Annotated in this window: 27 protein-coding genes; all 27 read right to left on the reverse strand. The window is 49.8% G+C overall.

Annotation, left to right across the window (positions count from 1 at the left end; all coding sequences use genetic code 11):
* Position 1: 1 nt before the first annotated feature.
* Entirely contained in the window at positions 2–871 is an 870-nt protein-coding gene (locus DX130_RS09715) for a heptaprenyl diphosphate synthase component 1 (protein ID WP_116044756.1), read from the reverse strand.
* A 103-nt stretch (positions 872–974) separates the two neighbouring features.
* Positions 975–1,562, reverse strand: coding sequence for a hypothetical protein (locus DX130_RS09720; protein ID WP_116044758.1), 588 nt, complete (start codon positions 1,560–1,562; stop codon positions 975–977).
* Positions 1,563–1,750: 188 nt separating this feature from the next.
* Complete coding sequence (mtrB, locus tag DX130_RS09725; protein WP_116044760.1) at positions 1,751–1,972, reverse strand: trp RNA-binding attenuation protein MtrB; 222 nt, start codon at positions 1,970–1,972, stop codon at positions 1,751–1,753.
* A 288-nt stretch (positions 1,973–2,260) separates the two neighbouring features.
* Positions 2,261–2,536, reverse strand: a complete 276-nt coding sequence (locus DX130_RS09730) for an HU family DNA-binding protein (protein ID WP_116044761.1) — start codon at positions 2,534–2,536, stop codon at positions 2,261–2,263.
* Between the two features lie 369 nt (positions 2,537–2,905).
* Positions 2,906–4,384 (reverse strand): stage IV sporulation protein A, encoded by a 1,479-nt coding sequence (gene spoIVA, locus DX130_RS09735; RefSeq protein WP_116044763.1) that lies wholly within the window; start codon positions 4,382–4,384, stop codon positions 2,906–2,908.
* 275 nt (positions 4,385–4,659) lie between these two features.
* The gene (locus tag DX130_RS09740) at positions 4,660–5,406 is read right to left on the reverse strand and encodes a DUF3939 domain-containing protein (RefSeq protein ID WP_165861212.1); all 747 of its coding nucleotides are present in this window, start codon (positions 5,404–5,406) and stop codon (positions 4,660–4,662) included.
* A gap of 22 nt (positions 5,407–5,428) precedes the next feature.
* On the reverse strand, positions 5,429–5,776 hold the full coding sequence (locus DX130_RS09745; protein ID WP_116044766.1) for a 2Fe-2S iron-sulfur cluster-binding protein: 348 nt from the start codon (positions 5,774–5,776) through the stop codon (positions 5,429–5,431).
* Positions 5,761–6,387, reverse strand: a complete 627-nt coding sequence (locus tag DX130_RS09750) for a hypothetical protein (protein WP_116044767.1) — start codon at positions 6,385–6,387, stop codon at positions 5,761–5,763. The genes DX130_RS09745 and DX130_RS09750 overlap by 16 nt, the downstream gene beginning before the upstream one ends.
* A gap of 18 nt (positions 6,388–6,405) precedes the next feature.
* Complete coding sequence (locus DX130_RS09755) at positions 6,406–6,702, reverse strand: 2Fe-2S iron-sulfur cluster-binding protein (protein WP_116044769.1); 297 nt, start codon at positions 6,700–6,702, stop codon at positions 6,406–6,408.
* Positions 6,703–6,753: 51 nt separating this feature from the next.
* Positions 6,754–6,933 carry a DUF2768 family protein gene (locus tag DX130_RS09760; RefSeq protein WP_116044770.1) on the reverse strand — a complete coding sequence of 60 codons (180 nt, stop codon included), beginning with the start codon at positions 6,931–6,933 and terminating at the stop codon, positions 6,754–6,756.
* Between the two features lie 137 nt (positions 6,934–7,070).
* Positions 7,071–7,346: a stage VI sporulation protein F gene (locus DX130_RS09765; RefSeq protein WP_116044772.1), complete on the reverse strand. Its 276-nt coding sequence runs from the start codon at positions 7,344–7,346 to the stop codon at positions 7,071–7,073.
* A gap of 75 nt (positions 7,347–7,421) precedes the next feature.
* Positions 7,422–8,456: an NAD(P)H-dependent glycerol-3-phosphate dehydrogenase gene (locus DX130_RS09770; protein ID WP_116044773.1), complete on the reverse strand. Its 1,035-nt coding sequence runs from the start codon at positions 8,454–8,456 to the stop codon at positions 7,422–7,424.
* Between the two features lie 6 nt (positions 8,457–8,462).
* Positions 8,463–9,062: a glycerol-3-phosphate 1-O-acyltransferase PlsY gene (plsY, locus tag DX130_RS09775; protein WP_116044775.1), complete on the reverse strand. Its 600-nt coding sequence runs from the start codon at positions 9,060–9,062 to the stop codon at positions 8,463–8,465.
* 12 nt (positions 9,063–9,074) lie between these two features.
* Positions 9,075–10,397, reverse strand: a complete 1,323-nt coding sequence (der, locus tag DX130_RS09780; RefSeq protein WP_116044776.1) for a ribosome biogenesis GTPase Der — start codon at positions 10,395–10,397, stop codon at positions 9,075–9,077.
* 78 nt (positions 10,398–10,475) lie between these two features.
* Entirely contained in the window at positions 10,476–10,658 is a 183-nt protein-coding gene (locus DX130_RS09785) for a capping complex subunit for YIEGIA (protein WP_240644379.1), read from the reverse strand.
* Positions 10,648–11,565: a YIEGIA family protein gene (locus DX130_RS09790; protein WP_116044778.1), complete on the reverse strand. Its 918-nt coding sequence runs from the start codon at positions 11,563–11,565 to the stop codon at positions 10,648–10,650. Before DX130_RS09790 ends, DX130_RS09785 begins: the two co-directional genes overlap by 11 nt.
* Positions 11,565–12,209 (reverse strand): YphA family membrane protein, encoded by a 645-nt coding sequence (locus DX130_RS09795; RefSeq protein WP_116044780.1) that lies wholly within the window; start codon positions 12,207–12,209, stop codon positions 11,565–11,567. The genes DX130_RS09790 and DX130_RS09795 overlap by 1 nt, the downstream gene beginning before the upstream one ends.
* 89 nt (positions 12,210–12,298) lie before the next feature.
* The gene (gene rpsA, locus DX130_RS09800) at positions 12,299–13,534 is read right to left on the reverse strand and encodes a 30S ribosomal protein S1 (RefSeq protein ID WP_116044781.1); all 1,236 of its coding nucleotides are present in this window, start codon (positions 13,532–13,534) and stop codon (positions 12,299–12,301) included.
* Between the two features lie 78 nt (positions 13,535–13,612).
* Positions 13,613–14,188: a lysophospholipid acyltransferase family protein gene (locus DX130_RS09805; protein ID WP_116044783.1), complete on the reverse strand. Its 576-nt coding sequence runs from the start codon at positions 14,186–14,188 to the stop codon at positions 13,613–13,615.
* A gap of 3 nt (positions 14,189–14,191) precedes the next feature.
* A complete protein-coding gene (gene cmk, locus DX130_RS09810; RefSeq protein ID WP_116044784.1) occupies positions 14,192–14,896 on the reverse strand; it encodes a (d)CMP kinase in 705 nt (234 codons plus the stop codon).
* Positions 14,897–15,028: 132 nt separating this feature from the next.
* Positions 15,029–15,223, reverse strand: a complete 195-nt coding sequence (locus DX130_RS09815) for a hypothetical protein (RefSeq protein ID WP_116044786.1) — start codon at positions 15,221–15,223, stop codon at positions 15,029–15,031.
* 69 nt (positions 15,224–15,292) lie between these two features.
* Positions 15,293–15,946, reverse strand: coding sequence for a flagellar brake protein (locus DX130_RS09820; protein WP_206098785.1), 654 nt, complete (start codon positions 15,944–15,946; stop codon positions 15,293–15,295).
* Positions 15,947–16,042: 96 nt separating this feature from the next.
* A complete protein-coding gene (gene ypeB, locus DX130_RS09825) occupies positions 16,043–17,398 on the reverse strand; it encodes a germination protein YpeB (RefSeq protein ID WP_116044789.1) in 1,356 nt (451 codons plus the stop codon).
* Positions 17,399–17,497: 99 nt separating this feature from the next.
* On the reverse strand, positions 17,498–17,656 hold the full coding sequence (locus DX130_RS26420) for a hypothetical protein (RefSeq protein ID WP_165861213.1): 159 nt from the start codon (positions 17,654–17,656) through the stop codon (positions 17,498–17,500).
* Positions 17,657–17,702: 46 nt separating this feature from the next.
* On the reverse strand, positions 17,703–18,401 hold the full coding sequence (gene prsW, locus DX130_RS09830) for a glutamic-type intramembrane protease PrsW (protein WP_116044790.1): 699 nt from the start codon (positions 18,399–18,401) through the stop codon (positions 17,703–17,705).
* A gap of 15 nt (positions 18,402–18,416) precedes the next feature.
* Positions 18,417–19,664: a Glu/Leu/Phe/Val family dehydrogenase gene (locus DX130_RS09835; RefSeq protein ID WP_116044792.1), complete on the reverse strand. Its 1,248-nt coding sequence runs from the start codon at positions 19,662–19,664 to the stop codon at positions 18,417–18,419.
* Positions 19,665–19,809: 145 nt separating this feature from the next.
* Positions 19,810–20,424: a genetic competence negative regulator gene (locus tag DX130_RS09840; protein WP_116044793.1), complete on the reverse strand. Its 615-nt coding sequence runs from the start codon at positions 20,422–20,424 to the stop codon at positions 19,810–19,812.
* Positions 20,425–20,533: the final 109 nt, after the last annotated feature.

Here is a 20,533-nt window from a genome sequence, read left to right on the forward strand (position 1 = left end):
TTCACCTCGTCTCGTTAAGCGCGGGCATTGCGCCGGACAGCTTGTTAACCATGCCGTCTGCAATGGCAGACAGGTCAAGAGTCAACTCCTCCGAGTCCAGCTTCGCAGCTGCAGACTTCAGCGCTTCCGCTGATTGCCGCAGCTTGGCCGACAGCAATGCCCGAATGTCATACTTTTGAAGAAGCGCAGGAAGATCGCCAATCTCCAGGGTCTGCGAAGCCAGTCGATGTCGATCCTCTTCCGTTCCAACCTGAAGGACATGCCAATAAGCCCAGCTCTTCTCGAACTTATCCATGCTCTCGCTGCGTTCAAGCTCTTCCAGAGCCACTTCGCAGCGGCTGACCCCTTCCAGCAATTCAGGCCAAACACGGGCCGTAGCCCCCTCCAGCATGCCGGAGAAATGTTCGAACAGCTGGCTTCTAAGCTGTACAGCTTGCTTGAAATATTCTTCCGTAGTCATACGCAGGCTTCTCATACGCATATACAGGTTCACCTTAAGCCGATTTACCTCGCATACTGCGTTGCTGATTTTCGTTATCATCTCGATTTGACCTGCGTTGGCAAGCAGTTGATAGAATCTTGCACTGAAGAAATCTCCGGCCAATACCTTCAATTGCCTGGAGCGCATATCCGCTTCAGAGCGCTTCGTTGTCTCCGTGTCAATCAAATCATGGGTGTCCATACCAAGCTGAACAAGCGTTACAACCAACGTGTACAGCTCGCTTTGCTCCTTCACGGACCTCTGTTGACTAAGGAACGCATACAGCATCCGTGCCCGCGGCTCAGCCAGCGGAGGCAGCTCAGTATGCTTATCAATCATATCGTGCCTTGCATAAAGTCTTGTCTTCTCTGGAATGCGGTATCTAGTCATGATAGAAGCCTCCGAACAAATGTAGCAGCAAGTCTCCGCTCAATAATCTAAACTATTATATCACAACTTTACATGAGAGCATACGACTCCCCTTACATGTTCATCAATTTGCTATATCCGAAGACCTAGGCCCTATCGAGCGTGCCGAATACCCCTCTGGCTTGCCAAATCGATCCCACCATTCGGATGTGAAGCTGAGCCGAAGACGCTGTCTCCATAATTCATCATGCACCGGATCGGAGTGTCGCAGTTCCCCCCATTCGCTGGATAACCATGCATCTCCCCTGCGGACATCAACTGCGGCCAGAAGCCGTCTCCTATCCCCATCGCTCTGCACAATGCGAATGAGCAGCCGATTTACGTTGTCCAGTTGTTTATACGATACACCGATCAACGTCTCCACGTCATCGAACCACTGCTCGGGCCTGCCGCCCTCGCTTGGCACAACCAGTTCCAGTGTCAATACAGCGTTCATCCATTCCACATGACCCAATCGCTCACGAAGATCAACGCCAACAAGCGCGTCGACAATATTGCTATTGGTCAAATGCTCAATCGGCGCTCCGCGAAAAACGGCAACCTCGCCTCCGCTGTCCCTGGTCTTCATCATCGTATGAGGCAGCCACGCCCCTCCGATCGTAATGACCAACGTCACTGCACATGCTATGACAATCGACCTGTCGATGCGCAATACGGCACCTCCATTCCTTCGTATACGTATGCGGTCCTTATTCCAAGTCTGGTCATTATGAACCAGACTCATACGGATCAAGGCATACATTACATTGTACGAGAATGGAAGTTTGAATATTCGGCTTGTCAGATTCTCAACTGCCAAGCCCAAAACAAAAAGCAGGCTTCGCCTGCTTTGCGCCAATCTTATTGATCGGTTTCCACGGTCCCGTATTTCGTCATGACAATGGCTTTTCCCCGAATTTTAATAGCTGAAGTATGATCGGTAAACTGACAAATCAGCACTTCGTTTTTGTCCAGCTTTTCGGTATGGTGAAACCGCGTATCCTGGCCGCGTGTCAAGCCAATCACTTGTACGCCTTGATCCTTCGCCTTCACTACAATATAATCGCCAACCGTAGGCTCCATGGCAATCCCTCCGCAATTCATCATTCCGTGCTATCCATGTGAATTATAGTGGAAGTCGCGCCAATGTGCAATGCTGCGTCCCTTCTCTCCCTATGAAAAAACCTCTATCGAGGCCGTTCTAAGATGAGTGACCTACAGGTTTGCATAGCAAATTCGCCTCGTAAGCATAAGGCAGGTTTTATCGCCAACTAGCATTTTTATACCGATTCCCTCGGAAACCTTATCCTTTCTATAGGGATAAAAAAAACGCTCAAACGGTAGGTTCGAGCGCCCCTTCATGCATATACGTTAATTGGATACAAGGTCCTTAAGCGATTTGCCTGGTTTAAATGCCGGCATCTTGCTGGCAGCAATATCGATCTCTTCACCTGTTTGCGGGTTGCGTCCTTTGCGGGCTTGACGCTCACGGACTTCGAAGTTGCCGAAGCCTACAAGCTGTACTTTATCGCCGCTTTGCAGCGCGTCGGAGATTGCCTCGAAAACGGCATCAACCGCTTTTGTCGCATCCTTCTTGGACAGGTCCGTCAATTCAGCTACTTTCGCGATCAAATCAGTTTTATTCATGGTTTCACCTCCTTAAATTTTTTGAGGAGCAAAAACTTACTTCTTAAGCTTTGCGAAGCACAAGTTGTTGTCTCGTAAGCGTAAGCTATAACACTCATATTCCTCTTATTAACCGAAAACTTCAAATATATACCTTTTGACCGAACAAACCTATAGTAATACAGCAGAAATGCTTTTTCAAGTGGAAACGTTGATTTGGCGCGGAAAAGGAACGTTTTCTAATGAAGCCTGCGTATAAGCCCCGCTCCTCTCAGCAATGTACGAAGTCATTCCGCTTTTGAAGTGCTGAGAATAAAGTCTCATAACGAATGACAGGCTGCACCAAAGGTCCCCGTGACCTTTGGTGCAGCCTGCCCGTAGATGCTGTCGTTATAGAATGATAGCGATCAATCCGCCAGAGCCTTCATTGATAATGCGGCCTAACGTCTCCTGAAGCTTGTAGCGCGCATTGTCCGGCATCATGGCAATCTTGCCCTGGATGCCCTCTCTTACGATGGAATGCAGCGAGCGACCGAAGATATCCGACTCCCATATCTTGATCGGGTCGTTCTCGAAGTCCTGCATCAAGTAGCGGACCAGCTCTTCGCTTTGCTTCTCCGTACCTATAATCGGAGCAAATTCGGATTCGACATCTACCCTGATCATATGGATGGACGGAGCGGTCGCCTTCAGTCTTACGCCGAAACGTGAGCCCTGACGGATCAGTTCGGGCTCGTCGAGCGCCATCTCCGCAAGGGATGGAGCCGCAATGCCGTATCCGGTCGTCTTGACCATCTCAAGCGCTTCCGCGAATCGGTCATATTCCCGCTTGGCATGTGAGAAGTCCTGCATAAGCTGAAGCAGATGATCCTTGCCGCGAATTTCGACCCCGACTACCTCCATCAGAATACGGTCATACAATTCGTCAGGAGCATACAGATCGATCTCCGCTACGCCTTGACCCATATTCATGCCGCTGAGACCCGCTTTTGCAATAAAATCATAGTCCATGAATTGCGCCACAACCCGCTCTACGTCACGGAGACGGCGAATATCTTTTACGGTATCGCGTACCGAGTTTTCATAGTTTGTACGGAGCCAGTGGTTGTCACTCAGCACCATAACCCAGCTGGGCAGATTAACATTAACTTCGTGGACCGGGAATTCGTACAGCACTTCGCGCAAGACCGCTGTGCCTTCCTCTTCTCCCATGGTCGCTACGCTAAGAGCGATTACCGGAATATCGTATTTGGCTTGTAGTTCATTTCGAAGCTGTTGTGTCTCTTCGCTTTTCGGACGCGTCGAGTTGATAATCAACACAAAAGGCTTGCCTACTTCCTTCAACTCTTCTATTACGCGTTCTTCTGCGACAACGTAAGAGCTTCTCGGAATTTCAGCAATCGAACCGTCCGTCGTTACGACGACACCAAGCGTGGAATGCTCTTGAATGACTTTGCGCGTTCCAATCTCGGCTGCTTCCTGGAATGGAATTGGCTCGTCAAACCATGGCGTCGTAATCATGCGCGGGCCATTCTCGTCCTCGTAGCCCTTTGCCCCTTCCACAGCGTAGCCGACACAGTCTACCAATCTTACGTTCACTTCAAGCCCCTCGGCCACTTTTAGTTGAACCGCTTGGTTCGGCACGAATTTGGGCTCTGTTGTCATTATGGTTTTTCCTGCGGCGCTTTGAGGAAGTTCGTCCACGGCTCTGACCCGATCCGATTCATTCGCAATGTTGGGAAGTACGACCGTCTCCATGAATCGTTTAATAAAGGTTGATTTGCCCGTCCGGACCGCCCCAACTACACCGAGGTAAATATCCCCGCCGGTACGTTCGGCTATGTCCTTGAAAATGTCTACTTTCTCCACTGAATATCCCCTCCCAATTGATTTTCCGGTTCGCCGCCATCCACCGGACAAAAGGGCAGGCCAGCGACGCAACTCGTACATACTTTTTGGACTAGTAATAGCTTATGTCCCAACTGTCCAATTATGCCGATTCCTTCTACGAAAAACTTTTTTATTCACCGATTAAACCTGCTTCCCTTCCAAGATTGAAATATATGAGGAAGCGACTCCTTCTATGACGAGGCGCACAAAAAAACCTCCTCCGCTGTAATAGCGGAAGAGGTTCGTTCAATCAGTTACGGCAGCACAGCGACCGGTTCGCCCCCCACCAGCTTGTATGCCGGCGATTTCACAGGAACAAAGTCGGAGCCCCTTACTAGCAATTCTCTCAAATCGGCAACTTCGCTTGCTGCGGACTCACCGTTTTTCTGAATGTATTGCATGAGATCAATACCATAGTCAACATAGATATTTCCTTTGTCGTCCAGAATCGCATGTAAGCCCACTCCTGAAAACATGCTTCGGATATCCGGCGCTTTTTTGCCCATGCTCTCATAGTCGATCGTATAGAAACCGGGGTACATCTCATCCTTCTTCGGCAAGGCGCTGCGGCTGTCCCGATACTGCTTCACCCAGCTCTGCACGTCAATCAGCTTCTGGAACGTGGCGATATCCATGAGCTTGACGGTTGGATCGGTCTCTTCGTCAATAATAATAAAATAATAATTGCCGCCATTCTCGAATGCAGCGGACGGGATGTAGCTCAAGTAGCCCTTGGCTTGAAGCTTCTTATAATCGATCTTGTATTTCTCATACACGGGAACATCCTGCGAGCTTGTTACAATCGGCAGGAGTCCTTGCTCATCAAAATATTGGTCGATCGCAGCTTGCACGTTGCGCACGGCCTCTTTCGGCGGCGCACTCTGCTTCTCATCTTCCGGATAAAGGCAGCCTGATAACGATAATGTGATGACAGCCAGCAGTCCCATCATGGCTGCCGTACGCCATCTACGGCCTGCTGCAAGTATAGTACGAGTATTCATTGCCCATAATCCTCCATTTCCATCACCAGAGCTCATCGCTCTCTTCCTTCTGGCGCGCCAGCGCTTTGGCGACCGCTGCGCGCAGCGGATCCGGCGGAAGCTCCACTTCTACCTTGCCCGACACTCGTGTCTGGCAAGAAAGCCGGATATTTTTCTCCTCCAGGCCGGCAAGCTTGCGACGTTCCTCATCACCCATAGGAAGCAGCTCGCTTCCCGGCAGTACCGTAACCTTGCACATAAAGCATGCGGCCTTGCCGCCGCAGCGGGTTGCAATGGATACACCGGCTCTCCTCGATGCATCAAGCACAGACGTGCCCCGTTTGACTTTCACAGCGCGTCCGCTTGGCCAAAAAGTTATTTCAGCATCCACGTCTGATCCCCTCTCTGCGAACCCAGTATCCGCTTATGGACATCGATTACGATTTCGTCCGCCAAATCGTTGGCTGCCGCAATCGCTGCAAGCACAGGCTGATGGGCAAGAGGCTGCTTCCGCATCTCCGCCGTAATGGCCTTCACACGATCTTCCCGTTGCCTAAGCGTGTTGAACCAAAGCTCATGCGCAAGAGGGACGACCCGGACATAGACCGGTGCTCCATCCAGTCGCTCATGCAGCTCGATCGCGTCTCCATAAGGAAGCAACAGTTCTTTGACATTTACCTTATAGCAGCAGTCCATTGACCTGACGCGGAATCCTCCGACCAATTCCACATGGATAGGGCCGATACGGTAATGGCTAAGCGTCGAACGATAAATATCCGTCTCGCTGAAAGCAGGCTCATCTATCGCATAGTCTATCAGCGCGTTATGAATGACGCTGGCATCATCGTCATCGCAATACAAATCGATGTCTCGCGGCGGAGCGTCCAGCGGAAGCCCTCTAAGCAGTAAAGCAGAGCTCCCCCCGAGCACCCACGATGAATGACCGGCCAAGCGCACAATTGTTGACAGCGCTTCATGTACGCTTGTTGTTTCCATAATCATGCCGGCACTCCTTCTATGTTAGAAATACGTTTTGTTTGTGGCTACAATTGAGCCGGCGCCTTCCTTCACAACGGCCTGACAACCTAATCGGAAGCCCTCTTCGAACTCCTCCGGTTCCAGACGATCCCATTCTTCGTCCGTGATCTCCTCCAGAAATTCTCTTCCTTCGGATACGAGACAGCGGCATCGCGCGCAAGTGCCGCGCGTACAGGCGAAGCTCCAATCCACCTGATGTTTGATAGCATGGTCGAGGATCGTAAGACCCCCCTCCGATTCTACGGTAGCGGTTATCGTTTTTCCTTTAAGCTCAATCATGGTCTTTAAGTAACTCCTTTAATTATGAATTCGGGTATGTATCGCTATCCGTCACATGATGGAGAAAAATCCATAAATAAATCCGAAGATCAGTAGTACGAAAGCGATAAAAGATAATACGAATTTAAGTATGCCTTTTGTCTTGACTCGAGCAAAGGTAATTAAAAAAGCTGCGATCGCCATTAATCCAATGCCGAGAAAAGAAACCCACATTTTCGTCATTGCATCCATTCAGGTTCCGGTCTCCTCATCTGTATCGTTATTAGTTCTCAGGTTATTATAGCATTAGGCAAAAAAAAGGACAAAAGCGCAATCGCGAATTCGCCCGTAAAAATCCCGGGAGCGTCGCCCGCTTTTGTCCAATTTCGTTATCTCTTCGCCATCATCTTAACCAGCGCTTCCAAGTTTGACGGACTTACGCCGCTTGACTTGATCGCCTTCACAATATCATTCACGGTAGATTCCGGCACTTTCAATTTGGCCATATCCGCAACTTGCTTAATCAGCTTGCGCAATTCCGCTTCATTTTGCAGGGTTCCGGCATCTACGCCGCTGGCCAGCTTTTTAATCGCGTTTTCGGATATGTTTTTGCCGGTTTTTTTGTTGATTGTGCTTAGCACGTCCTTGGGAATCCCTTTAGACAACCTGTTTCACCCTCCTCAAATATGAGCTTCTAGCATCATATGAAGAGGGCAAGTTATTGGTGTAGGCGCATGGGATCAGCCTATAGGTTCAATCTCATGGGTCTTCAGTCTGCCCATTAAGCTCTCGACCGCTTCCTTAGGCGACTTGCCTTCGAAGAGAACAGCGTACAATTGGGCCGTAATCGGCATCTCCACTTCGAATTGCTTGGACAGCTCACGAGCGGCGCGCGTCGTACGTACGCCTTCCACCACCATGACCATCTTCTCCAGTACGACCTCAAGAGGCGTACCGTCGGCCAGCATGTATCCCGCTCTCCAGTTGCGGCTATGCTTGCTGGTGCCTGTCGCGACCAGATCGCCTACGCCCGCAAGTCCCGCGAAAGTCATCGGATTGGCGCCCATAACAGCCCCAAGCCTGCCAATCTCGGTGAGCCCGCGAGTGAGCAGAGCAGCTTTGGCGTTGTCGCCAAAACCAAGGCCATCGCTTAGTCCCGCACCCAAAGCAATAATGTTTTTGATTGCGCCTGCGACTTCAACGCCCACTACATCATTGTTCGTATAAACTCGGAAAGCGCCGTTGATAAGCGCATCTTGGGCTTGCTCCGCAGCGGCTAGCGATTCAGATGCCACTACAACAGTCGTAGGCTGCTTCCGAATTACTTCTTCCGCATGGCTTGGGCCGGATAATACGACGATGGACGATGCCGGACGTCCCAACTCTTCAGCCAGAACGGTCGACATCCGCTTGAGCGTATGTTCTTCAAAGCCTTTGGTTGCATGCACGCATAACGTCTCAGGAGCCAGGAAAGGAGCGGCAGCCTGGGCTACTTGCCTCATAGCTCCTGATGGAGCAACGAATAAGGCAATTTCCGCTCCCGATAACGCTTCAGCCAGATTGGTAGTTGCTATCACATTCTCCGGAAGGCTGTTATCTGGAAGATACTTGCTATTTTGATGTTTCGTATTGATTTCATTTGCTTGCTCTTCATTCCGGGTCCATAAGGATACCTGGAAACCATTGACCGCGAGCACGGACGCAAGCGCAGTGCCCCAACTGCCTGCTACCAGTACGGCAGCGCGGCGCAACTCGGATGTCTCATTCCCACTCATGCACGCTTACGCTCCTTTCTTAACGCCCAACTTGTTCTCCGTTCCCTGCAACAGCTTGACTATGTTGGAGCGATGTCTGACGAAGGCAAATACGGCCAAAACAAGCGTTCCGCACAGCAGAGGAAGCGAATAGTTGAACAAGGCAATGCTTATAGGCACCAATGCTGCAAATGCAAGCGATCCGAGCGATACATACCTCGTCAGCACAATCAATAGAATCGCAATAATGCCTGCATATAAAGAGGGCAGAAATGATAGGGTAGCTACTACGCCAACCATCGTCGAAATGCCCTTTCCGCCTTTGAACTTGAACCATACCGGCCAATTATGACCCGCAATAGCGGCCAAGCCGCACAATACTGGCAGCCATTCGCTGTCGCTTAGCGCATGACCCAAATAAACGGCAAAGATGCCTTTGGCGATATCCAGTACAAACACGGCGAACGCCGGTCCTTTTCCAAGCACTCGCAACGTATTGGTTGCTCCTGCATTGCCACTTCCGTGATGGCGGATATCAATACCCTTCACCCATTTTGCAATAACGATGCTGAATGATACCGCTCCAATTAAATAACTGACAACTATCGCGACAATGTTCAGTAACAAGCTGCTTCTCCCCTAGTCCTCGTCGGATTTGCGCCGCGTAAAGATGCGAATCGGCGTACCTTCAAAATCGAAAGCTGCGCGAATTTTATTTTCCAAATAACGCTCGTACGAGAAATGCATCAAATCCGGATCATTGACGAAACAAACGATCGTCGGAGGTTTGGTTGCCACTTGCGTGACGTAATTGATACGCAGGCGCTTGCCTTTGTCCGAAGGCGGAGGATTAATGGCCACCGCGTCAGACACAACATCGTTAAGGAGATGCGTCTGAATGCGCATTGAATGCTGCTCGGATACATGATTAACTACAGGCAGCAGCTTATGCAGACGTGATTTGGTTAGTGCGGATAAATACGTGACAGGCGCATAGGTCATAAACAGGAAATGATCGCGAATACTTTGCGTAAATTGCTGCATTGTCTTCTCGTCTTTCTCCACGACATCCCACTTGTTGACGACAAAGACGGAAGCCTTGCCCGCTTCATGGGCGTAACCAGCAATATGTTTATCCTGTTCGATAATACCTTCTTCGCCGTTAATAAGCACCAGCACGACGTCGGCGCGCTCAATGGCCTTCATGGCACGCATGACACTGTACTTCTCCGTGGACTCGTACACTTTGCCGCGCTTGCGCATTCCTGCCGTATCAATAAGCACGTATCGCTGTCCATCATGCTCGAACGGCGTATCGATCGCATCGCGTGTCGTACCCGCGACATTGCTTACAATTACGCGGTCTTCGCCGAGCAATGCATTGACTAGCGATGATTTGCCGACGTTCGGGCGGCCGATCAGCGCAACACGAATGACATCTTCGTCATAGCCGTCGTCTTCAAGTTCGGGAAGAAGCTCCGTCGCCGCATCCAGCAAATCGCCAATACCCAGTCCATGGGAACCGGAGATTGGAATCGGTTGGCCGAAGCCGAGACCGTAAAATTCATAAACTTCATCCATCCGGTTTTCGTTATCCACTTTGTTTACAGCGACAACGACCGGCTTGCGCGAGCGGAACAGCATCTGCGCAACTTCTTCGTCCGCATGCATTAATCCGATCTTCGCGTCTACCATAAAAATAATAACATCGGCTTCTTCGACGGCAAGCTCGGCTTGCATCCGAACCGACTTCATAATCTCATCTTCTCCGTCGATCTCGATTCCACCGGTATCAATAATGCTGAACGGCTTGCCGTTCCATTCGCCTGTGCCGTACAGACGGTCGCGGGTCACGCCCGGTTTATCCTCAACGATAGCCAGTCGGTCGCCGATTACTCGATTGAATATGGTGGATTTACCCACATTCGGACGGCCGACTATGGCGATTACGGGTCTTGCCATAATTGGTTTTTCACTCCTTCAACAATTCTCACGTTACCCATCATAGCAAAAAAGAACGCGCTTGGCTAACTTTTCATGTTAATGATGGTCCACGAGAATGATCGTGCCGTTCTTGAGGTCATGTGCGCTCGCATCCAATATTTTCTCTAAAAGAAAGGCGATTTCCTCCAACTTCTGCAGATCGGGCGCAATAAATATCGGCGCACCGCCCTTCACTTCGTTAGGATGAATGGACGCAACTGCAACGATATTAGCCAACATCCCCCGCCTCCTCTTTGTTCACTTTCGCTTCTGTTGGCATCCGAACAGCCGATTCCAAAATTTGCACAGCACGAATAATATCCCGTCCCTTATCTTCATCCCGCTCTTGAGGCAGCATGAAGATGGCCAGCCGTCCATCATTCATATCCAGCTTCGCCATCGGAATAAGCGCCGGCTCTCCTTCATCCCGATAGACGCCCAGAATGGTCGCCAGATCGTACAAGATCGCTTGACGTTGACCTATATTGCCCAGCGTTACTTTGCTATTAGGATTGGTTGGTGTCAGAATATAGCCCATGCCGCGCTTAGCGATAATCTCTTGGTTAGCCTTTAGACCTACATTCATGATGTATATATCCGACACGAACAGGTCGGGTCCATCGACAACAACTTTTGCGCTTTCGACATAAGCAATATGGGCAATTCTGTGACCTGATTTCAGCTTATTCACAATGAGCAGCGACAATAATCCCGCCCCTATGCCGAACCATAGGTTGATGACGATTGCGAACAAGCTGGTTAGCAGCGCCGACATAATGACCAAATAATTACGTCCTTCGAACACCATCGCAATTCCTTCAATATAAGTAGCTCCGCGGCTAACGAGTTCTAGACTATCAATCTTCGTCAGCGTCTCCCGCTCCATTTTCCGTACATCCCGGAATTGCTGAGCCGCCAGCGTCAGAAAGGTAATCGCCGTATAATCTTTGCCCATCAATGCGGGCACAGCTACAGCGCCCAATGCCGCTGCAATAACCCCTAGCGAAATATGAATAATCCGTCCATGCGGATAGGTTGGATACTGACGATAATCGGTTTTCAGCATAAGCAATCTGGCAATTACGCCGAATATGATCCCCAATATAACGCCGGCCAGATGATGATTATCCTTTAAGAAAGCAAGCATTATGAGGAACGCCCTCCCCTCAAGTAGAACCATGCTGCGCTGATTCTGCCCCCAACAGCGCGTCCGATCCGCAGCAGGATGGTTGCGGCAACTGCCGAGCAGAATGCGATCATGACACTGTCCCACCAGGCCAAGGAACCAATGCTGGCGTGAAGACTGCCGTCACGAAGCAGAGCTTCTACAAAATCGCCAAGCGCAGCTCCCCATGCAACAAGCACGAGCTGATTTCGGCCCTCTGATGTGAATGCACTGCATAAAATCCCACCCCATACTGGCATATCCCAGATGGGGTCCAGCCAATAAAACATCGTTTCATGCGAATACAGGCTTTTGGCGCTTCCCCACACAATGGCAAGCATAAGCGCGCATAGCATGAAATAGCCCATCCCTCCATCTCTTGCAGAACGCCAAAGCATAATGGAGCTTACTGCGAGCATCAGCACAGCTGAAGCATGAATCTGAATGTCTGGCTCGCTCGCGAGCGGCGAGAACCATATAGGAAACATAAGCATCACTGCTATCGCCAGCGTAACTGTAACAGCCCATCCTGTTCGTATATTTGGCGCAAGAAAGTCCCTCCAGCCTGTAGCCCATAATATGGAAACGATTAGCAGCAGCAGTACACTGATATAACCTGGTATCATTTGCATCACCTCATGTAACCCTATTATGCGCCAACAAAAAAAGGCTATCCCCACGCCGCTGGCGCAGGAATAGCCCTCTTGACTGCTTATTATTTCAATTTGCTAAGTTTGTCGCCAAAGCGCTCAGCCAATGAATAGCTCATGCTGGAGCTGTTCAAGCTAACGTTCGGATTATTGATTTCTTCCATCTTCGGAGCGCGCGGCGCACGTTCCGATCTTGGGGATGGAGTCGGTTGCTCAGGAGCTTCTTCCGTTTCCTTGATACTCAAAGATACGCGCTTCTCAGCAGAGTTGAAGTCCAATACTTTCGCTTGAACTTCTTGACCTTCATTCAGTACTTCATGAGGTGTAGCGATGTGACGGTGAGCGATTTGAGAGATATGAACCAAACCCTCTACGCCAGGAGCGATCTCGATGAACGCGCCGAATGTTACAATACGGCGAACCGTACCTGTTACAACATCGCCAACATTGAACTGGCTTGCAGCCGTATCCCAAGGACCCGGTAGAGCCGCTTTCACGCTCAAGCTGATCTTGCCAGCAGCAGGATCCACTTTCAGCACTTTCACGCGAACCGCTTGACCTTCAGCTACAACATCCTTCGGATGTGCAACATGCTGCCAGGAAAGCTCGGAGACGTGAACCAGACCATCGATACCGCCGATGTCAACAAATGCGCCGAATGGCGTCAGACGTTGAACTGTACCTTCAAGCTCTTGGCCAACTTCCAGAGAAGCCATCACTTTTAGTTTGTTTTGCTCGAACTCAGCGTCAAGCACTTCTTTTGCCGACAGGATTACTTTTTTGTTCTCCAAGTCAAGCTCTTTTACTTTTACGCGAAGCGTACGGCCTTTGTAATCGCTGAAATCTTCAACGAAATGACGCTCAACCATGGATGCAGGAATGAATCCGCGTACGCCAACGTCAGCGACCAAGCCGCCTTTTACTACGTCAGCTACAACAACTTCGAATACTTCGCCGGATTCGAAGCGTGCTTGCAGTTCTTCCCATGCTTTCTCGCCGTCTACAAGACGTTTCGAGAGAACCAGGCTCTCTTTGTTGTCGTCGATGCTAACGACTTTAAGTTCAACCTCTTGGCCGACCTCTACCGCATCCGTCGCATTCTCAAGCTGTACAGAGGACAGCTCGCGAATCGGAATGACACCGTCATATTTATATCCAAGGCTTACGTAAGCTTGGTTATCTTCGATTTTGACGATAGTACCTTTTACGGAGTCGCCTTTCTTCAAAGAAACGAAATTGTCTAGCGCGTCCTGGCTAACTTCCTCCGAGACGGATTCTTGCACATTGATTTCTTCTGACATTGAAATTACCTCCTCAGTTCATACCCCAACTTTATTTAAACCCGCCTAGCGATGCGCTGTACGGTATTTAAAACAATATTATTGATTTTCCTTAACCAGTTCCGCAATACGGGACATCATAACTTCCGTTACTTGCTCCAAAACATCAGACGATGATTCATCGATAATTTCAGTAAGAATAATAGGTTTGCCATAACATACCTTGGTCTTTCTGAAGAGCTTGTAACCGCCAACGATAGCTACAGGGACAATCGTCGCACCGCTTCGCACTGCGATCATGGCTGCGCCTTTCTTGGCCGCTCCTGCGTTGCTGCGGGAGCCTTCAGGGAAGATGCCCATCACGTTGCCTTCCTTCAGCAGCGTAATACCGGATTTAATGGCGTCCTTGCTTACACCGCCCCGTTTGACCGGGAATGCCCCGAAAGAACGAATAAGCGGACCCAGTACAGGAACCTTAAACAATTCTTCCTTCGCCATGAAATACACTTTTCGCGGCACCTTGACTCCAATTGTAGGCGGATCCAGATTGCTAATATGATTGGATGCCAATACAACAGGACCTTCTACAGGAATATGATGTACGCCTCTGGCCTCCAGGCGGAAAAGCACCGTATAACTTACTCTCAGCAAAAACCTAAATATGACGTATAACATAGTCTACTTCGCCTCCGCCAATTTGGTTCTGCTTAATTTCACGATCGCCGCAACAACTTCATCAATTGACATGTCGCTGCTGTCCAATTCGATCGCATCCCTCGCTTGAATAAGCGGAGATATGTCTCTCTGCTCGTCCAATCGGTCTCTCTCGGCAATTTCGCCCTCCAACTGCTCGAGCGACACTCCTTGATCGGATGGCAGTTCCTTAAATCTGCGGAGCGCTCTCTCTTGCACCGATGCCGTCAGGAAAATCTTCAATTCCGCATCGGGAAGCACATGCGTTCCAATATCCCGCCCGTCCATCACAACGCCCTTCTGAAGGGCGAGTTCGCGCTGCATGGTGCTGAGCACCTCACGCACGACGCCGCTTGCGGCGAAGTAGGACACTTGACGTGTTACTTCCCTGGACCTGATCAATCCCGTTACATCTTCGTCATTCACGAAAATTGATTGTCCCCTCTCCCCCGGCTCCAGCCGGATTCGAAGCGCAGGAAGCAGATCCGATAGCCTTGCGTCTTGCTCAGCTGTAATCGACAAGCGCTGTGCGCTCAAGGTTACAGCTCTGTACATCGCGCCTGTATCGATGTACACGTACCCCAAATGACCCGCGACCATTCTCGCGACCGTGCTCTTGCCGGCACCTGCCGGCCCGTCGATCGCAATATTGATTTGGTCGCTGTCACCATCTTGCAACGCCACGTACAGTCAACCCCCTTTAAATCAAGACGACCTCTTTCTCAATGAAATAGGCATCCTGCCATTCCAAAGAAAAAGCAGGCATTGCCTGCGAACGTGAAAATTATACCACACTATGACCCCGGATGCAAAAGACAAGCGCTAGTTCAAGCGGGTACCTTCCCACTGATCCGCGCTCGTCAACAAGCCTCTTATGATGTCATTCTGCATTCCAAGCTGGAAAAGCACAAGCAGAAGAAACAGCGCAATGATGGACTTCAGCAGCAATCCGCTGATTTGATCCGACAACCGGATCCAATCGCTTCTGCCTCGCCATTTTCGAAATAAGCGAATCATGGGGATGCCTCCTTTGAGAGGATAGCATTCCGATTTATCCTCTAAGCTATGCATGCCGTTTTCCTAATGTTACCGATTTCTGAATTCCAGCTGCTTCTCAAAGCAATACCGGATTATTTTCCCTCTTTCCGAATCGCTAATGCTTACGAATTTGATCATGCATTGCTTACGGCCAGACTCCAAGAGATTAACCCGAACAATCTCCGCCTGGAACGAGACATGCTCAATCGATCCATTCTTATAAGGAACAAGCAGCCAGCAATCCAGCAGACCGCCGGATTGAAGCGCCCACTTGCCGTCGCTTACGAATGAAATTCCGCCGCCCCCGACATCATCCGTATGACAGACGAATCGTTCATGCTCCGTAAGCTTTACTGCAAGCTCCAGCTCGGCAGGCACGCGGAGAAAGCTTCTTCGCTGTACTTTGGTCATTCGCTCAGGATCCGGCTTTACAATCTTGACCAGCCTGATGGCATCTTCTTTGAATCCGATCACATGTGAATCGAAGTAATGCTTCACTCCATCCCCCGATAGGAAATAGACCGACAGTTCATCTCCCAGAAACAGCCGCTTCATTCTTCCCGTCTGTTCGTGAATCGGATATTCAATATGTAACGATTCCTCTTCCTCATCTGCGATTCTGGAACGATATTCGATCGCCGCCTCGGCCTCGTCGGAAGAAGCGATGTGGTAATACAGCATTTGATTAACCGTTGGCAACAAAATAGCTCCCCCCCATATACCTGACATTATAGCATGTCGAATGGAGGCGAGCTATATCGTTCTTTGCTTCTTTTATTTCGCAATGTCCCGTATCTCTTACGAGTTAGCTGCTGCCTTGCGGTCCTCTGCGCTCATTTTCTCCACCTTCTCTTCCACACCGGATTCCGCATTGATGTAGATTCGGTAGATCGTTCCGTTCATGCTCCCTGTGTATTCGTAGCAGAGCACTTCTTCGCCCATGTCGCCATCGATGAGCGCCAATTGCTCCTTCGTCACTTTCAAACCCGGATTAATCGTTTTCTTAGCCTCTTCCTTGGACATGATGGGAGTTGGCAACTCGCGATCCCGATGCTCGTATACGTAATCATTTGCTTGCAGACCCACTGTCTCGCCATTATCCAGCGCTACTTTCACGGTCAGCTTGTCCGGGTAGATGAGCACTCCGTTCTGCGAGCTGACATAAGTGAAGGTTCCAGCATTTTGATACCTATCGTAAGTAACGGCTCTCATGTCCTTGAATCCATGTTTCTCCAAAAATTGGTCTGCGGATGCCTTCGCCTTCTCGAAGCTGATTTTATGGTCCGCAAGCTCTCTTGTCTTCATAAGGGAGGTAATCACCCCTTGGGGAGTGAAATCCAGCTGTACTTTGCGGCTATCATCATCCTGGAATGCAACGGCGGTATATGATTCGTAATCCGTTCCTTTTCCGTTATCTTGAACGGTAACGCCAGAATGGCTGATGCCAAGCAGCTCCGCAGCTTTCTTCTGTATTTCCTCCGAACTTACCTTGTTGCCGCTAAGCATCTTCATCGTACGCTTCTGATATAAGCTGCTTACAGACGGGCCCCAGTCCATATCCGGATAACCGTCAACCTTTCCCTCTACCGATCGCAGCCCATCCACAATGGTATTGCCCCCAGCTTTGGCGTCTGAAGCAATCGCAACCTCAACATCCATCCAACGCAAATTGTTTTTCAGCACATCCTGCTGCATCCGGTGCAAATCTTTGGCGATTTCGTCAGACTTCTCATAAAGGGTTTGGAGCGTCTTGAACTCACCGTCCGTCAGAGGCTGCTTTGTCAAATCTCGAACAGAGGTTTTGTAAGCAAAATTGGAAATGTGGGAGAGGAAGTCTTCTGCTTCCGTAAACGGCAAGTAGCTGAGCGGAAGCTGACTAACCTCGTTCTGCGCCTGGCCGGTGAGCTTCCACACGTTCACAAGCGCCTTACGGTGAGAGCCCGTCGAAGCGGTATGAACGGCAAGTGTATTGCCAAGCTGGTCGTGCAGCTTCTCTACATGGAAGGTCAGGTCATGGAACGCCCGCTGATATTGATTTTCCGCTTTAATTAAAATCGCGTTTTTGTCCTGATGCTCCTGATAGCCCCAATATACGGCGCCAATCAGCAGCACGGCAACAAGTGGAAACATAATCGAGCTAAGTCTACGATACATACAAAAAGCTCCTTTCGAATGCCAAACCTGGTGTTAGTTTGGATTGCGGAAAGGAGCTTTATGCATATTCTGTATTCTTTTGCGTGAACGGACGCGGCATTAGATGGAATGCTCTTCAATGTCCAGATCGTTGCTATTATTGCAAATGCATTGCTTGAAGCCAGTATCGATCGAACCTTTGTCCCGTCTACCCCTAAGCACGAACTTCTCACCGCATAAATTGCAGCGAATTGTTACCTTTACACGTGCCTCTTCCATAAATACCTCCTGAATCGCGATATACGGTCCAGTATAGACGGAAGCTCTACAATTTAATCTCATCCTCATGCTGACTGCCGAATCGGAATGGCGATCTTGCATTGGCCCGGTTCATCTTGTGCAGGCCCCACATCCACAGCAACACCATAAAAGGAACAATGAACCACATCCAATCATGCTTCGTCGCTATGATGATCCAGTCATACAAGCCGTGCAGCATAATCGGAAGCAACAGGGATATGGCCAAAAAAAACTTCGTTTTGGACTTGACGGCGAACTTGGCTTTCCCCAAATAATAACCCATCATGACGCCAAACAAGGCATGACCGGAAACGGGAAGCAGCGCACGCATAATCTGCGTCCCAAAAGAAGAAGGCGTGAATATGGCATACAGCACATTCTCCATCGTCGCAAAACCCAATGAGATGGAAGCGGCATATACGATGCCGTCATACGGCTCATCAAACTCCGTATGATTATAGATAACATGATACAGAACGAACCATTTCAGAAATTCCTCTACAAATGCCGACTGCACAAAAGCGGCGGCAATCGGACCGTCGCCCAGCCATATCTGAAAGCCGCGCTGGAGGACCATAATCGGCACCACAACGAGTATGCCCAGCACAAACATGCGAAGCACCATATGAATGGGCTCGGCGTCATAGCGGTCTCTCAAGTATAAATAAGTAAGCAGCGACACGCCGGGAGCAATCGCCGCCGTCAATACTGAAAACAAAAGCATGTGTGACCTGCTTTCCTACACCCACCCGCGAAATCTGACAGCTTCAGCCATCTTTCGGACGCCCGCCATATAGGCTGCGAGGCGCATGTCAACCTTGCGGGTCAGATGTATATCGTATACGTTCTCGAAGCCGCGTATCATCATTTGCCGGAGCTTATGATCAACCTCGTCCTCATCCCAGTAGTAGCCTTGATTGTTCTGCACCCACTCAAAGTAGGAAACAATGACGCCGCCAGCACTGGCGAGAACGTCTGGGATCAGCAGCAAGCCCCGATCTGTAATCATACGGGTCGCTTCCAAGGTGGTCGGCCCATTGGCCGCCTCCACGATGATGGAAGCGCGGATACGATCCGCATTGACTTCCGTAATCTGATTCTCGATAGCTGCGGGGACGAGCACATCGCAATCAAGCTCAAGCAATTGGTCATTACCGATTGTGTTCGGGAACAAATTCGTCACATTACCGAAGGAATCTCTCCGATCGAGCAAATGCGGAATATCGAGTCCCTCTTCATTATACAACGCTCCGTTCACATCGGAAATACCAATTACAAGCGCACCAGCCTCATGCATAAATTTGGCAAGATAGCTGCCTGCATTGCCGAAGCCCTGAATGACAATTCTGGCTCCTTTAATCTCTATCTGCTTAAGCCTCAACGCCTCATGAATCATGATGACGACACCGCGGGCTGTTGCTGTCTCACGGCCTTTGGAGCCGCCCAGCACAATAGGCTTGCCCGTAATGAAACCAGGCGAATCAAATTCCCTGATACGACTGTACTCGTCCATCATCCAGGCCATGATCTGCGAGTTCGTCATGACATCCGGCGCGGGAATATCCTTGCTGGGTCCCACCAGCTGGCTGATCGCCCTCACATAACCCCGGCTAAGACGCTCCAGCTCACGAAAGGACATCTTGCGCGGATCGCATACAATTCCTCCCTTGCCGCCTCCGTACGGAAGATCGGCAATGCCGCATTTCAAGCTCATCCATATGGATAGCGCCTTGACTTCCTTCTCCGTCACATCGGGATGAAACCGCACTCCGCCCTTTGTAGGGCCTACTGCATCATTATGTTGGGAGCGATAACCCGTAAAGACGCGTGTCGTTCCATCATCCATTCGAACTGGAATGCGCACAGTGAGCAGCCGCATGGGCTCCTTCAACAGCTCGATCATCTCGTCTCCAAATCCCAATCTTCTAAGCGCTTGCTCAATTACGACTTGAGTAGATTGCAACACATCATTCGTCATCTCATTCATCCTGTCCTTCCGCCTCTTCTACAACTAATATGAACTCCGTTCCCTTCCCGTATTCGGGCTCCATATCCGGTTCACATAAGCAAGGATGAAAAAAGAACATCATCAGGCTTGGCCGTCGGATGTTCCTAACTGATCATACGTTCTTTTAAAAAAGAAAATGATTGCAAATTTCTCTAATCGCATGTTCTGGCATAATGACTTTTCCGTATTCCTCCAGCATGGCATGTGCTACGGAAGTAGCTTCTCCATACTCCGCAAGCAAGGCGATAACGGCTTGATGTTTCGAAGCGTCAACCTGATTCGGCTCCAGCACGAGTATCCATTTGTCATTGTAGGAGTATAACCTTCCACTGTCTGTCAACTTCGACGATTGCAATTGCTTGGCGGCCGATATGACATCCTCGAAATCGCGAAATGCGTACATCACGATATCTGTCTGCTCCATCGTCACTTCCATATCATATATATCGTCTTCCATATCTTCATCTTCTCTCGAATGCTCATCCCCTGCCCCGCCGGACTTGCCTCGGGTTACAATAATGACCATGCCCTGAGCAGGCATTGCCAGTACTTCTACTGCGAGCGGACCGCTGGCGTCAAAGCCAAGCTCCGTATATGCCTGTTCCATCATCTCCAGAAACAACTCGTGAAGTTTTGGCGGCTCGCGCCACATATCATCCTTCTGGATCCCTCGTTCCAATAAGTCGTCGAACGTCAGGAAAATCCGTATTCTATCCTGGCTTAGTCGCTCGATTTTCATGACAGGATCCTCCTTTGCAGCATCTGTCGTATTAGCGTATGAATCAATCTCCATCATGTGAATAAAATGGACTCATACCGATATGTAACTACTTTATCATGTCTCACGG

This window comes from Paenibacillus paeoniae (assembly GCF_003388735.1).
GTDB lineage: Bacteria > Bacillota > Bacilli > Paenibacillales > Paenibacillaceae > Pristimantibacillus > Pristimantibacillus paeoniae.